Source organism: Caballeronia sp. BR00000012568055 (assembly GCF_029439455.1).
Taxonomy (GTDB): Bacteria; Pseudomonadota; Gammaproteobacteria; order Burkholderiales; family Burkholderiaceae; genus Caballeronia.
This window is the reverse complement of record NZ_JAQFVG010000251.1, coordinates 24,653-39,579: the sequence shown is the minus strand read 5'-3', so window position 1 is coordinate 39,579 and position 14,927 is coordinate 24,653. Positions and strand designations below refer to the sequence as shown.

Below are 14,927 nucleotides of genomic sequence, written 5' to 3'. Positions count from 1 at the left end.
AAAGGTAGTGCAGAGTTTGCGGTTTAACCAGTGTGAAGGATGATCGATTCTCGCTTCGTCACGGTATCGTTTCGATTTGCTTAGCTGTTCGTATCAATTGCTTTGCAACGTGAAACGAAGCGCAGCGTTCGGCAACAATCGAGGTGATTCGTTCAGTTTGCGCAGCAACGCCGGACCGACACCATCGCGCGGATCAGCCGCCGCGTTTGTTGCGTGATGGCGTGCTCGTCGGCGCGGGGCGCGCGGTGGTGTCTTCCAGCCAGGCGAGCGAGTCGAGATAGCTGAGAAAATGCTGCAAATACTCGGGCGAGGCTTCGCGCATCAATGAAAGCGAGCGATGCACGAGGCTGCTGGAATTCAAAGGCCCCGCGTTTTTAGGCACTTGCGCAAGCGATTCGCGCAGGCGCTTTTCCGCGCTGACTCTGGACCAAACCGCGCGAAGATAATCGGCCAATTCCGCGGGCGCGGCGTGAGTCCCGGCGCGTTGGTGCATCTCTTGCAGAAGTTGGGCGAGCGGGCTTTCTGCCGAAACGTCGTCTGCTTCTTTTTTATTCGCGACGTCTTGTTCGTACGCTTCGACCAGTGCCGACAAACGCGCGTCCATCACACGCCGCGCTTCGCCTTCGTATTGCGATGCACGAAGCGCGAACGCCTCGATCATACGAAAGCGCACGCGATTCACGCGATCATCGCCGGATGCGCGCCATGCTTCGAGCGATGCCATCACGCGCTCAATCATGTTTGATGGTCGTGCTGGTATTGGTGTTCGTAGGCTTCGGCACCGCCGATATCTCCACGCGCCGATTCTTCGCGCGGCTTTCGTCGTCCTTGTTCGGCGTGACGGGCTGCTCCGATCCGAACGCAGCCGCAAATACCGTGGACGCGGGCACGCCTGCATCGATCAATGCGCGCGTGACGGTCAGCGCGCGCTTGGCCGACAGTTCCCAGTTATCCGCGAAACGCCGATTGCCTTCGTGCACTTGCTGATCGTCGGCGAAACCGCTCACCATCAGCGTCTGATCGTGCGAATCCAGATACGCGCGCAGCGGACCGGCGAGACTCTTCAACACATCGCGCCCTTGCGGTTGCAACTGATCCGAGTTCAGCGCAAACAACACATTCCCGCTGATCCCGATGCGCCCGTTCACCAGCGTCACGCGTCCCGAAGCGAGCGGCCCCGCGAGCGCCTGTTCGAGCGACTTGCGTCGCTGCGCTTCTTCTTGTTGCTGCTTGATGGCTTCATCGAGCCGTGTCGAGAGTTGCAATTGCACGCCGATGACACCGACCAGAATCAGCACGAATGCGCCGAGCAACACCGACATCAGATCGGCAAATGCGGCCCAGACCGGCGCGGCGGTTTCGACACCGCCGTCGAAATCTTCGCTGCTCATGCGGCACGCGCTCCTGTCGCGCGTTGCGCGGCGATATGCTGCAAGTCCTCGACAATCTGCTTCTGCGACATCAGGCTCAGATCGATCACTTCACGCGCCTGCGCAACGTAGTACGCAAGCTGTTCGTCGCTGCGCGCAAGCGACTTGTCGAGCGCGCCTTCAATGCGCTGCAACTGCGTCACCAGCAATTCGTTCGATGTCCCAAATGCCTGCACCGCCGAGCCGAACGCATCCGACAAACTCGCGACTTCCACTGCGCTGCCGGTGACATGCGCGGCCACTTCGCCAAGGCGCGCGGTTTCGGTTTCGACCTTGTCCGTGAACTGCGTACCGACGCGTTCGAGCAGATCGGCGGAACTCGCGACGAGCGCATCGACGGCGACGCGCTGTTCCTTCGATGCGTGATTCACCGCATCGAGCAGTGTTTCGAGCGTGGACAACAGACGCGCGCGCTCATCGAGCATGGCGGTGTCGCGGACCATCGAATCGGACAATTGCTGGCGCAGTTCGGCGATGACCTCGGCGGCCGCCTTCGGAGCTTCGGATGCGGTCTGCACCAGCCCTTCGATCTGCGCGATGGTGGCCTTCGCATGCGCTTCGGTTTGCGCGGAGACATTGCTGGCGGTCTGCTCCAGCGTGTCGCAGATTTGCTTCTGATGCGCCGCCGTCGATGCGTTCGCGGCCTGCCATTCTTCGCGCAATGTGGAGGCGAGCGCGGCGAGCGAATCGTTCCATGCGGTCAGACGCGCTTCGTGGTTCGCGGCGAGTTCGGTGCGCAGGTCCGCGTGCGAGCGGTCCATCGAATTCAATAGCGATGCCGCATGGTGTTCGAAGTTCGCCGATGCCTTATTCAAGGCCTTTTCATGCTGTGCGGCGAGCGTTTCGCCGGCCTGCGTCTGCTGCGTGAGCGCGTCGCGCCACGTCTGCGACAAACCCGACGACGTGGTTTCGAGGCGCGATGCCACGCCATCGATCAACGTGGTCGAACGCTCGTCGAAGCTCTGCGCGATACGCTGCAACGCATCGTTCATACGCGCGGCGATGGCCTCGCCCGCTTGCGCATGTTGCTCGGCGAAGCGATCGGTCGAAGCGTCCATCTTGGTGACCAAGGCATCGCTGGATTGCGCGTGTTTGCTGAGCATCGACTCGAAACCGGCGTTCAATGCGCCCACTTGCGTCGCAACGTTATCGATCAGCCTGTCCGCGCGTTGCTCCGCCGCTTGCGTTTGCAACTCGCTCGATTCGGCGTGTTTCGCCAGCATCGACTCGAAGCCCGCATTCAGCGCGCCGATCTGCGCGGCGACGCCATCGACCAGATTGGCATTCGACTGGCGATGCCCGTCGAGCGAACGCGTCCAGATATCCGCGACCTTTTCCGTCGATGCTTCGAAGCCGTGTTTCAGGCCATCGAGTTGCTGCGCGACGGCTTGTTCCACTTTGCCCTGCAACGCTGCCGTTTCCCGCGCGATGCCGTCCATCGTCGTCTGCATGATCGGCTGCAACGCGGCGCTCGCGGCCCGCGCGCTGTCCGCCACGCTCTGCTTCAGCGACTGCTCCACCGAGTTTGCCAAACGCCGATACGCCGTCTCCGTCTTCGCATGAAACGCGTCCTGATTGACGATCTGCCGCTCGTTCGCCGCCATGCTGTGTTGTTCGATGGCGTGCATCATCGCGTCGAGGCGTTCGGCGAGTTTCGGCATGATGTCCGCCTGCCGCTGCATCAGCCGGAACGATTCCTCGCGCTGGTGGATCGGCGTAAACGAACGCAGCGTCGTCGAGATCTTGAGGTCCAGCGTCTGCGCGGCCAGCATACGTTCGCGGCGGCACAAGGCGGACAGCAAACCCAGCATCGCCGATGTCGCGACGCCCGCGATCGAGGTGCCGAACGCGAAACTCAGGCCCGTCACCGGCGCCGCCAGCGATGAGCGAATCGCGGAAAGATCGGTTGCGCTTTCGAGCGCCGCGCCCGTGCCGCGCAAGGTCACGACCATGCCGAGCAGCGTGCCAAGCATCCCAAGCAAAACCAGCAAGCCGACCAGATACGGCGTCAGCGCCGGGCCCGGCAAGGCGCTGCGCTCGCCTTCCACGCGCAAACGCACGGCATTGCGCAGCGTCGCGGGCAGATTTTCCAGCCATACGCCGAGGCTTTTGGGCGGCGTGTGCAGGGCATCGAGCACGCGCGCGAAGGCTTGCGTGGTCTGCTGATAGCGCTGCAATTCGGATGCGCCGGCCAGATAGCACGCGCCGATCAGCAAGGTGACCGCGAGCGCCAGAAAATTCGAGCCGATATAGCCGACCGCGATGCCGCATACCGCGGCGAGACCGGCCAGAAACACTGCAACGTTCAAGAGATAGCGAGGCATGGCGTACCAGTCAGCGAGGGCTGGAAGGATGCCGGAGCGCCGCGAGCAGCGCTTCGACCGGTTGATAACGAATTTCGAGTTCCGCGAGCAGAACGTGCTGCATGTCACGGCGGAAGTCGTCGAGCCAGGCCTGAGTTTGCGTGCCCGTTTCAGCGTCCGCATTCGCACGCTTCAGGCGCTCGAAATGCTTGCCGAGCAGCACCGGAACCTGCGACAACAACGTGCGTTCGCGTGCGGCGAGCGCCTGTTCCATCACGGCATCGACGACGGCCAGGCGCGTCATATCCGTCGATTGCGCCGCGACCGCCGCGCGCAGCCGCGTGCGCCATGCGCCGATGTCGGTTTCCATCGACTGTTGGGCGGACAGGTAATCCTGCCGAAACACCGCGTAGTCGATGGGCAAATCCGGCGGCGGCGGCATCGCGCGGCGATTGCGACCACGGACTTCCTTGCGCTCGTCGCGGGTCAATCGGCGCATGAGCGCATCGTGCGCGTTCACGACGGCGTCGATCTCGCTTTCGGGCGCGGAAACCGCCGCCGACACGGCGGGCGGATCGCCGGCGAGCGCGGTCGATAGCGCGATCGCGTCCGTCCAGCCGAGCCACTGGCTCAGGCGGTCGGACAGCGAGGACGCCGGAACGGCCACGGCTTGGTCTGGAGCGGCGAAACGGGCCAGCAGGCGCACCAGCGCCGGGCCGCTGATCGCTGTGCGCGGAGCGGTCTGCACGATTCTCGTCGGTGACAAAACCCGCTAGTTTACACAACGGCGAAGGGGAATCGCCCGGACAGGCTAAGGGTTTTCAGGGACCGATGCCTGATCCGCGTCCGTCAGGGTGCTTTTGCAGGCATGAAAGTGAACGCGGGCGTCGCCACGAAATTGCCCGCCGTCTCGCCCGAAAACACTTGCCCGTGGTCGATGGTCAGCTTCATCACCGGCGCGCCCGGATTGAGATTGAGCTTTTTGAGCGACACCCAGAAGGTATCCGGCCGCGTGGCTGAATCGAAGTAATAAACCAGATTCTGCTGATCCGACACCGTGCGCCAGATGGTCGAGGAGAGATTCGGCTGCTGCGGCGTGCTGATGCCCAGCGGCACGCTCACCGAGCGCATCAGGCTCATCACGCTCGCCGCCGCGAAATACGCGCCCGATTGCTGCGGCACGCCCGCCATATAGCTCGGATCGGACTGTTTGGGAATGGCATCGAGCAGAAAGGAAGTACGCACGAAGCGGTCCGCCGCGCGATTGGTGCCCGGCAGAAAGCCCGAGCCGCCGACCGTTCGCCAATACGTGTCGATGGCGAGTTGCTCGTCGTAGATCGGCGAGTTCGTCATGACCTTGTACTTTTTGCCCTGATGAATGATGAGCTTGCCGTTGATGTATTCGAAGATGGCCGAATCGCCATGTGCATCGGACAACGAAAGATGAATGGTGAGCGGTTTGCCGTTCGGCAACGGCGGCGCGATGATCTGGAACGGCTCGCGGCTCATCACGTAGACCGCTTGCCCGACGGTGGCGAAGTTGTCCAGCGCGTATTGCGCCCACAGGCTGATGGACATCGGATCGCGCTTCGGGTCGGGCTTGCCGTAATCCGTCTCCGCGAGATAGAGCGCGTTGGCGACCAGTCCGCGTTCGTTCATGCCATCCACGGTGCCGATTTCATAACCCGAGACCACCACGCTCCCATATTTCGATTTCCACTTGATCGAGCGCGGTCCCGCGTTGCCATCACGTTCGATGCCTGCGGGCATCACCCAGAGATTGGAGCGCATGTCCTCGGACCAGTCCATCGTGCGGCCCGTGATGACGAGCCCTTTGTCGCCGACATACAGCGCGCGCGTGCAGGCCAGCGCGAACGATGTCGAAAGCAGCACGAGCACGACAAAACTGGCGAGTTTCAATCTGATGCGAGGCATGGCATCTCCTTCTGGTTTGAATGCGTTCATCCTTCGTTCAGTGGCGGCAGCGCGGGCCGCTTCGCTGCGCGTGCGCGATTCCATCCGATGCGGCGTCGAAAGCGTATGCGCGGCGCGGCATCCTTTCGTTCGCTCGATGCAGCGTAATGCGCTTCGACCGCCTTGGCGAGGCGCTTCACGTCTTCGTCTTCGGCTTCGTCTTGCAGATCGCTCAGCCGCGCGGGATGCTTCATGCGCGGGTTCACATCCATCCATCGATACAGCGCGGGCACCACGCGTTGCATGATGCCCGAATCAGCGGCTTGCGACAGCGCATGCCATGCGGCGCGTTCGCCTTCCTTGCGTTGCTTGCGCGCGTTGGCAAGACGCGCTTTCAGGCGTGCAAGCCATATGCCGATACGCGGATACCACGCCACGCCCGCCACAATACACGCCAACGCGATACACACCGCCACCACATCGCGCGCATTCAAAAAGATCACCGTATGGCGCGCGGCATCGGCGGGCAGCGCCCACAACGGCTTTTCATGCGCGGCGCGCGCGGTGAAGCTCACGCCAGGAAGGTCGATGGTCTCACGAGAATGTGTCAGCGTGTTCCACCATTCGATACGAACCGGCGGGAGTTCGAAATGTCCACGCCGATTCACCACGTATGTCACCGAATCGACACGCTCGCCTGCAATCAAACCCGCGCGATCCTGCGTGATATTGCGCGTGGCAGGCGGTTTGTCGTTGCGGCGCAGACCGTCGATATCGGTAAAGGCGAGCGGCGGGATCAGCATCGCTTCGGTGGCGTCCGCGCGCTGCGTGATGGTGCGCGTGACGGTACCGCCGACTTCGAGCTTGCCATCGGCCGGATCGATACGCTGCGTCGCGCTCACGTGCGGCGCGGGAAAGAAGGTCGTCATACCTTCTGCGCCGCGTGGAAGCGTCGCGGTCAAACGGAGCGCGGGGGTATCGAGTATGACGGGTGTTTCGGTGCCGCCGGGATGCAGGGTGATCTTGAACGAAGGCACATCGAACGTGCCCGCCGTGCGCGGCACGATGCGATACGCGCGGCTCACGCCAAACCAGTGCACACCGTCGATGGTCTCGTTGAGGTTCTGCGCGTTTTCATCGGGCAGCGTGACGAAGGCGTCCGGCATGTCGAACAGCGGCCAGTCGGGTGCGGCGGTGAACCATGTGGTCGTGAGGGCATCGACGACGAGCGTGATCGCGGTGCCTGCCGTAACCGCGCCCGATGGTTCGAGATGCGCGCGAAGCATGGTGCGCGGGGTGTCGTCGGTGTGTTCGTCGGCGTGCGCCAGCATTGAGCACAGCAGCAGCAAACATAAGACGAATCGGCGAATCATTGCGATGGCCCCGCTTCTTCCTCGAATCGCCGATGCAGAAACGCAGCGGGCGACGTGTTCAAGTTGCGCATCCATGCTTCTTCGGACGGACGCGCTGCGTTTATCGTCACGCGCTGGCCGCCCTTCTCTTTCTGCTTCTTGTTATCGACCTGATCCGGCTTGACGGTGGTCGGTTCGCTGTCGTTCTGCTCCTCGTCTTTGAGCAAGCGCTGCATCAACTCGCGATTCACGCGCGCTTCATCGAACGAAGCGCGTTTGGTAAGCGCGTGATCGTACGCCGCGATTGCGCTCGCGTAATCCTTTAGTTGTGCAAGCGTATTGCCGACGTAGAAGTAACCCTCCGCTGTTTCGATATGCGAAAAGCTTTCGAGCGCGGCATCGTAATCACCGGCCTGATATTGCGCGCGGCCTTTCCACATGGCGTTATCGAAACGCGATGCAGCGCGTTGATAGTCGCCGTGTTCGAACGCATAGCGGCCTTGCTGATCGTGCGTGGCGAACCAGTCTATCCATTCGGCATGCGCGAGCTTAGGCGTCGATGCCGAAGCGATTGCGATGATAAACATGGGCAGCCATTTCACCGTCCATCCGCGTCTGAAGCAATACAGCGCGACAAGCAGGATCGGCATCACGAGCCAGTAGCCCGTTTCCTTCCAGCGCGGCACGACCTTCTCATCCTGCGCGGCTTCGAGATACACCTGCGCGCGATGCTGAACCCAATCGATATCGTCGTCATCGCCACGCATGCTGGCAAGCGGAATCGATGCGGCTTGCGTGATCTTGCGAATGGCGTCGGCATCGAACGACGCACCGGATGCGCCTACCGCAAGCCACAGCAGCTGATGTTTCGATTGCTTCGCTATGCGTATGAATTCATCGCTATGGCTTGCATCGAAACCATCGCTCATGAAAACGATGGTGCCAGCGGCTTCGTCCTTTTGCAGCATGTTCTCAGCGATCGATAACCCCGCCGCCGCATTCTCGCCATCATGCGGCATCAGATCGGGCGATAACGCGGGAACGTAGAGTTGCAGCATCGCGGCGTCTTCTGTCGGCGGCACCACGAGATGCCCGCTCGATGCGAATACAACAAGTCCTGTGCGCGCACCTTTTCGCGCGGCTGCAAGATCGAGCACTTTCTGCCTGGCCCGTTCGATCCGCGTCGGCGCAATATCGCTCGAATTCATCGAACGCGCGAGCGACAGCACGACGACGAGCGGCGCTTTATCCTGATCGAACGGCGGGCGTTCTTGTTGCCACGTCGGCCCTGCTGCTGCGATTGCGCCGAGTGCGATCAAAAGCGCAAGCGTGTGCACGGGTTGCATGCCGCGACGTTTAGTATCGCCAATGATCAAATGTTCCAGCAAATGCGGCGCGATGATATTGCGCCACCGCGCCCGCACATCGTTACGGCGCAGCCATAGAAAAGGCAACAGTAACGCGGGAATCAGCAGCAGAAGCCATATCGGTCGCAAGAAATGAAACGCGGTGAGATCGATCGCCATCTCATGCCTCGTTCATTTCGACACGGCGCGGCGCACGCAGCAAGGCAATCAGATACGCCATCACGTGATACAGCGCGAGCAGCGAAACCGCCAATGCCAGCGGCACCCAATAAAATTCCGTCTGCGGCCGATACACCTCGCGCTTGATCTTCTCAGGCGTCATCTTGTCGATAGCCGCATAAACCGCAGCGAGATCTTCCTCGCGGCCCAACGCACGAAACGCGCTGCCATTGGTGGCTTTTGCGATCTGCGCCAGCGCATCGAGATCGACCTTGTCTTCGCCTTCCGTGCCCGGATCGCCGATGCCGATGGTATGCACCACGATCCCGTGCCGCTTCGCGATGCGCGCGGCCTGCATCGGCGGAATGGCGCTGGCGGTGTCGTTACCATCGGTCAGGAGTACGAGCACTTTTTCCTGTGCGGGCGTGGTCTCCATCATCTTGACGGCGAGACCGAGCGCATCGCCGATAGCGGTAAGCGGTCCCGCCATGCCAATGCGCATGGCGTCGAGCAGCATCAGCACGCTGTCGTGATCGAGCGTCAGCGGCGCTTGCGGATACGCGGCATCGCCAAACACGATCAGACCAATGCGATCGCCCTTGCGCTTCGCGATGAACTGCGCAACCACGCGCTTGACCGCGCTCAGACGATCCATGCGTTCGCCGCTTTGCGTGTCGATGAAATCGCGCTCGCTCATCGACTGCGACAAGTCGATGGCAAGCAAGAGATCGCGTGCGGGCAACTCGCGCGTAACGGGCGGCTCCACGAACACCGGACGCGCCGCCGAGATGACGAGCAACATCCACAAAAAAGGCATCAGCAAACGCTGCATCCAATTGCTGCGCAGACGCACGCCGCCGGGCGCGGGTTTCTCGCCGGCGGCATCGGCCATTTCGTGGAAGAACGGCATACGCACGGCGGACGCTGTGGTGCGATACGCGGGCGCGAGCCACCACACCAGCAAGGGCAGTGGCAACAGCGCGAACATCCACGGAAACTCAAACTTCCACATGATGATGTTCGATCCATTCGCGCGCCGCGTTCACGAAGCGATCCGCTTGCTGCGGCGTGATTGAATCGAGCGCTGCACGTGGCGCATAAGCCGATGTGTGCAGCAGTGCGCCGCTTTCATCATCGAACGAATGATGCGCTTTTTGCAGGTACGCAAGCCATGCCGCCCCGCTCAACGACGCGACGTATTCGCGCGGCGCGGCAGCCAATGCGGTGCGCTTGATAAGCGGCGCGATATCGGCAAGTGCGGCTTTGTCGTGCTTGAGCTTTTGCTCGATACGTTCCAGCTCCGCCAGCGCTTCACGCCGATACCGCCCGCGTTCATAGCGCCGCCATGCGATCCACGCGAACATCGCGCCGAGCGCCAGCATCAACAGCAGCACGAACAGCCAGCCGATGGTCTGAGGCGCGTACGATACCGGCGCGGGCAGCGGCAATTCACGCAACGCGGAGCCGTTCATGTCCCGCTTCCCGGTATCCTTCGATTAGGACGTTCTCCGAACAATCTTCGTACCTGATCGACTACAGGCTCGGCTGTCGATAACGCCATCAACGGCACGCCACTCGCGCGCAACAGTTCCGCAATCTGCGCCGCACGTCCTTTGAAAAGCGTCGCCAGCGGTTCACGCACGCGCGCATTGTCGATACGCAACTCCACCTGCAAGCGTCCTTCGCTGACGACTAACGCGCGATGTTCAGGCATGCGCTGCCATAGCGGATCGAAGACCAGCGCGGCGATGACATCGTTATGCGATGCAAGCTGCCGCAGCAATTGCCGCGTGCGTTCATCCGCACCCGCAAAATCACTGATGATGCAGATCAGAAAGTCATGTCCGGCAATTTGCAGCACGCCTTCGAGCGCGGCATTCAATTGCGCGTAGTGCGTGCGCGCGACGCTATCGGCGGATAAGGAACGGTTCATTCGCGCGATACCGTTGAACAGCATGTCGATACGGCTTCTGCTGCGCAAGGGCCGCACGCGCAGCACTTCATCATCACCGAACACGACACCGCCGACGCGATCACCTGCGCTGAAGCCCATCCACACCGCGAGCGCCGCCGCTTCCGCCGCGACCACGGATTTGAACGCGCGCGTCGAACCGAAAAACATATTCATGCGCTGATCGACCACCACGAGCAAGGGACGATCGCGCTCCTCCGTATAGACACGCACATGCGGCTTGCCGGTGCGCAGACTCACTCGCCAGTCGAGATGACGGATATCGTCGCCGGGCAGATAGCCGCGCAGTTCCTCGAAATTCAGCCCGCGTCCGCGCATGCGCGACGCCTGACGTCCCGACAAGATGCTCGATACAGGCGCGGGCCGCAAAAAGCTCAATCCGCGCGCGCGATACTCCAGTCGCGCGAGATGCGCCGCATCGATATAGACGCTCGATTCGTCCTCTTGCATCATCTGGATGCCTTATCAATTTACGCGGGCACGGCGACCTTCTGCACAAGACGGTCGATCACGTCGTCCGCGCTGACGTTATCCGCGTTCGCATCGTAGGACAGGATCAGGCGATGCCGCAGCACCGGATGAACGATCGCGCGCACATCGTCGGGCGTGACGTAATCGCGCGCATCGAGCCACGCGTGCACGCGGCTCGCGCGATCCAGCCCGATCGCGCCGCGCGGACTCGCGCCCACTTCGATCCACTTGCCGAGGTCCGTATCGAGCGCATCGCCGTGGCGCGTTGCGTTGACCAGCGACACGATGTATTCGTCGATAGCAGGCGACACCGCGATATGCCGCACCGCATCGCGCGCGGCAAAAATGTCTTCTTGCGAGAGCGTATCGAACGATTCGTGCGCGCCTTCGCTTTCACGCCGCAGCAAACGCAGCACATCGGCTTCGCTTTGCGGCGCAGGATACGTAATCAGCACTTTCAAAAGAAAGCGGTCCATCTGCGCTTCCGGCAGCGGATAAGTGCCTTCCTGTTCGATCGGATTCTGCGTCGCCATCACAAGAAACAATGGCGGCATGGCGTGCGTTTCTCCGGCCACTGAAATCTGCCGCTCTTCCATTGCTTCGAGCAAGGCCGATTGCACTTTGGCGGGCGCGCGATTGATTTCATCGGCAAGGATCAGGTTGCCGAAGATCGGTCCAGGCTGGAAACGCAGCGTGCGTTCGTTGCCCGATTGCAGCAGCGTCTCGCCACCGGTGATATCGGAGGGCAGGAGATCGGGCGTGAACTGAATGCGTTTCATGCTGCATGCAAGACGCGCAGCAATCGCCTTGACCGTGCGCGTTTTGGCGAGGCCCGGAAGACTTTCGAGCAGCACGTGTCCGTCCGCGAGCAGCGCGATCAGTATTTGCCGCACGACCGCTTCTTGCCCGACCACGGCTTGCCCGATGCTCGCTTCGAATCGCAGGATGGTGTCGCGCATGATGTCGAACAGTCCGCCGGGATGTGACGCATCTGTTACCAGATACCAAAGCGGCGCCGTTTCGTCAAAGCATGTCCGGCGAAAAACGCTTGAAATCGCGGAATCGTTCGTATATTGGTGGCTCGACATGGCGGTATCCGACAAATATGAGGTGACGGATATGGCGCAGGAGTCGGCCTTGAACAAGCGTGCGCGCCGCATCGGCATGTGGGCGGTGTTGCTGTTGTTGTGCCCTGCGCTCGCAGGCTACGCGGTCAATTGGGCGATGAACCAGCAGGCGCGTCCTAAACCGGTGCAGATCGTGATCGGCGATGGCGTCAGCGGCCCGAAGCATATGGCGTGGGTGCCCGACGGCGTGTTTCTGATGGGCAGCGACAGCAAACTCGCGCAAGCGAACGAGCGTCCCGCGCACAAGGTCCGCGTGCACGGCTTCTGGATGGACGAACATCACGTGACCAACGCCGAGTTTCGCGCTTTCGTCGATACCACGCACTACGTCACCACCGCCGAGAAAAAGCCCGACTGGGACACGCTGAAAGTTCAGTTGCCGCCCGGCACGCCACGCCCGCCCGACAGCGCGCTGGTCGCGGGCGCGATGGTCTTCGTCGGCACGAAGGAACAGGTGGCCTTGCAGGATTATTCGCGATGGTGGCGCTTCGTGCCCGGTGCGGATTGGCGACATCCGGAAGGACCGTCGAGCAGTATTGAAGGACGTGACGATTACCCCGTTGTTCAGGTATCCTATGAAGATGCTCAGGCCTACGCAACGTGGGCCGGCAAGCGTCTTCCAACCGAAGCCGAGTGGGAATACGCGGCGCGCGGCGGTCTCGAACAAGCGACTTATGCGTGGGGCGATCAGTTCTCGCCGGATGGCAAGCAGATGGCCAATGTCTGGCAAGGCCAGCAGACGCAGCCCTTTCCAGTCGTGAGTGCAAAGGCGGGCGGCGCGGCGGGTACGAGCCGGGTCGGCAGCTTTCCGGCGAATGGCTACGGTCTCTACGATATGACCGGCAACGCGTGGCAATGGACTGCGGACTGGTATCGCGCAGATCAGTTCCGGCGTGAAGCGACCGCGAACGGTGTGATCGATGAACCGCGCGGGCCTGCGAATTCATGGGATCCGGCCGATCCCGGCGTCCCCGTTGATGCACCCAAACGCGTGACGCGCGGCGGCTCGTTTCTGTGCAACGAATCGTATTGCCTGAGCTATCGCCCGAGCGCGCGACGCGGCACCGATCCGTACAACAGCATGTCGCATCTCGGTTTCCGGCTGGTGATGGACAAGGATGCGTGGACGCAGACGCACGATCGGAGCAAAGGAGTTCCACAATGACAAAACCCACTCTTCGACGCCTGCGCACGTGGGCGGGCGCATTGGCCGCGTTTGCGGCGCTATGCGTGCTGATCGTGCCGCCTTTGGTGTCTCGCGCGCAGTCGCAGAACAACGCCAAGCCGGCGGCGGCGAACAATGCCAAGCCCGCTGCGAACAATCCGCCACCGCAAAATCAGGGGCCGAAGCCGAATATCCTCGTGATCTTCGGTGACGATATCGGGCAGACCAATATCAGCGCATACGGCCAGGGCGTGGTGGGATACGACACGCCGAATATCGATCGCATTGCAAAAGAAGGCATGCTGTTCACGGATTACTATGCGGAGAATAGCTGCACGGCGGGACGTTCGACCTTCATCACCGGTGAAGTGACCTTGCGCACGGGCTTATCGAAAGTCGGCATTCCGGGTTCGACGGTGGGATTGCAGGCATCGAACATTACGATTGCGCAGGCATTGAAACCGCTCGGCTACGCAACCGGCCAGTTCGGTAAAAATCATTTAGGTGATCGTAACGAATATCTGCCGACCGCGCACGGATTCGATGAGTTCTTCGGCAATCTCTATCACCTCAATGCAGAAGAAGAACCGGAGCGTCCCTATTATCCGAAGAAAGATACCGCATGGATCAAGGGAAACGCGCCGCGCGGCGTGATCCATTCGTTCGCAGACGGAAAGATTCAGGATACCGGCCCGCTCACGGCCAAGCGCATGGAGACTATCGACGACGAAACCACGGCGGCGGCGATCGATTTCATGCAGCGTCAGGCCAAGGCCAACAAGCCTTTCTTCGTGTGGATGAACACCACGCGCATGCACTTGTTCACGCATGTGCGGCCATCGATGCAAGGTCAAAGCGGCATGCCCGGCAACGAATACGCGGACGGCATGATCGAACACGACAACGATGTCGGCAAGCTGCTCAAGGCGCTGGATGATCTGAAACTGACCGATAACACCATCGTCATCTATACGACGGACAACGGCCCGAACCAGTTCTCGTGGCCCGATGCGGCGACCACGCCGTTCCGCTCCGAGAAAAACACCAACTGGGAAGGCGCGTTCCGCGTCCCCGCGATCATCCGATGGCCGGGGCATATCAAGCCCGATACGGTCTCGCGCCAGATGATGTCCGGACTCGACTGGTTCCCGACGCTGCTCGCAGCGGCAGGCGACAGCAACATCTCGGACCGCTTGCTGAAGGGCGGAACGATCGGCGGAAAGACCTTCAAGAATCATCTGGACGGATACAACTTTCTGCCTTATTTAACCGGACAAGCGAAGGAAGGCCCGCGTCACGAGTTCTTCTATTTCAATGACGATGGCTTGCTCGTCGCCATGCGTCAGGACGACTGGAAAGTGGTCTTCTGCGAACAGCGTCAGCCAGGCGGTTACGAAGTGTGGGCCAATCCATTCACCTGCCTGCGCATTCCGAAGATCTTCAATCTGCGCATGGACCCGTATGAGCGCGCCGATATCGTCTCTGATCAGTATTACGACTGGACCGTGAAGAACGTTTATATCGCGCAATACGCGGTCGCGAAGGTGGCGCCGTTCCTCGCGACCTTCAAGCAATATCCGCCGAGCCAGCGGCCCGCGAGCTTCAGCATCGACCAGATGACGGAGGCGCTGATGAACAGTCTGAGCGGCACCGGCAAATAAGCCCTT

Annotated in this window: 13 protein-coding genes; 2 read left to right on the top strand and 11 right to left on the bottom strand. The window is 61.3% G+C overall.

Annotated features, from left to right (window positions below):
- Positions 1-193 precede the first annotated feature (193 nt).
- The 11 genes from P7F28_RS14600 to P7F28_RS14550 all read right to left on the bottom strand — a co-directional run bounded on the left by P7F28_RS14600 (position 194) and on the right by P7F28_RS14550 (position 11,927).
- The gene (locus P7F28_RS14600; protein WP_277185231.1) at positions 194-739 is read right to left on the bottom strand and encodes a DUF2894 domain-containing protein; all 546 of its coding nucleotides are present in this window, start codon (positions 737-739) and stop codon (positions 194-196) included.
- A complete protein-coding gene (locus P7F28_RS14595; RefSeq protein ID WP_277185230.1) occupies positions 732-1,391 on the bottom strand; it encodes an OmpA family protein in 660 nt (219 codons plus the stop codon). Before P7F28_RS14595 ends, P7F28_RS14600 begins: the two co-directional genes overlap by 8 nt.
- Positions 1,388-3,754, bottom strand: coding sequence for a DUF802 domain-containing protein (locus tag P7F28_RS14590; protein WP_277185229.1), 2,367 nt, complete (start codon positions 3,752-3,754; stop codon positions 1,388-1,390). The genes P7F28_RS14595 and P7F28_RS14590 overlap by 4 nt, the downstream gene beginning before the upstream one ends.
- A gap of 10 nt (positions 3,755-3,764) precedes the next feature.
- Complete coding sequence (locus P7F28_RS14585) at positions 3,765-4,484, bottom strand: DUF3348 domain-containing protein (protein ID WP_277185286.1); 720 nt, start codon at positions 4,482-4,484, stop codon at positions 3,765-3,767.
- Between the two features lie 98 nt (positions 4,485-4,582).
- A complete protein-coding gene (locus tag P7F28_RS14580) occupies positions 4,583-5,668 on the bottom strand; it encodes a linear amide C-N hydrolase (protein ID WP_277185228.1) in 1,086 nt (361 codons plus the stop codon).
- A 26-nt stretch (positions 5,669-5,694) separates the two neighbouring features.
- On the bottom strand, positions 5,695-7,020 hold the full coding sequence (locus P7F28_RS14575) for a hypothetical protein (protein WP_277185227.1): 1,326 nt from the start codon (positions 7,018-7,020) through the stop codon (positions 5,695-5,697).
- Positions 7,017-8,525: a VWA domain-containing protein gene (locus P7F28_RS14570; protein WP_277185226.1), complete on the bottom strand. Its 1,509-nt coding sequence runs from the start codon at positions 8,523-8,525 to the stop codon at positions 7,017-7,019. The genes P7F28_RS14575 and P7F28_RS14570 overlap by 4 nt, the downstream gene beginning before the upstream one ends.
- 1 nt (position 8,526) lies before the next feature.
- On the bottom strand, positions 8,527-9,537 hold the full coding sequence (locus P7F28_RS14565) for a VWA domain-containing protein (RefSeq protein WP_277185225.1): 1,011 nt from the start codon (positions 9,535-9,537) through the stop codon (positions 8,527-8,529).
- Positions 9,524-9,997, bottom strand: coding sequence for a DUF4381 domain-containing protein (locus P7F28_RS14560; RefSeq protein ID WP_277185224.1), 474 nt, complete (start codon positions 9,995-9,997; stop codon positions 9,524-9,526). Before P7F28_RS14560 ends, P7F28_RS14565 begins: the two co-directional genes overlap by 14 nt.
- The gene (locus P7F28_RS14555; RefSeq protein ID WP_277185223.1) at positions 9,994-10,950 is read right to left on the bottom strand and encodes a DUF58 domain-containing protein; all 957 of its coding nucleotides are present in this window, start codon (positions 10,948-10,950) and stop codon (positions 9,994-9,996) included. Before P7F28_RS14555 ends, P7F28_RS14560 begins: the two co-directional genes overlap by 4 nt.
- A 17-nt stretch (positions 10,951-10,967) precedes the next feature.
- The gene (locus P7F28_RS14550) at positions 10,968-11,927 is read right to left on the bottom strand and encodes a MoxR family ATPase (RefSeq protein WP_277185222.1); all 960 of its coding nucleotides are present in this window, start codon (positions 11,925-11,927) and stop codon (positions 10,968-10,970) included.
- Between the two features lie 205 nt (positions 11,928-12,132).
- Here P7F28_RS14550 and P7F28_RS14545 point away from each other — a divergent pair, with 205 nt between their 5' ends.
- Both P7F28_RS14545 and P7F28_RS14540 read left to right on the top strand, forming a co-directional pair.
- Positions 12,133-13,260 carry a formylglycine-generating enzyme family protein gene (locus P7F28_RS14545; protein WP_370467325.1) on the top strand — a complete coding sequence of 376 codons (1,128 nt, stop codon included), beginning with the start codon at positions 12,133-12,135 and terminating at the stop codon, positions 13,258-13,260.
- Positions 13,257-14,921, top strand: coding sequence for an arylsulfatase (locus P7F28_RS14540; RefSeq protein WP_277185221.1), 1,665 nt, complete (start codon positions 13,257-13,259; stop codon positions 14,919-14,921). The genes P7F28_RS14545 and P7F28_RS14540 overlap by 4 nt, the downstream gene beginning before the upstream one ends.
- Positions 14,922-14,927: the final 6 nt, after the last annotated feature.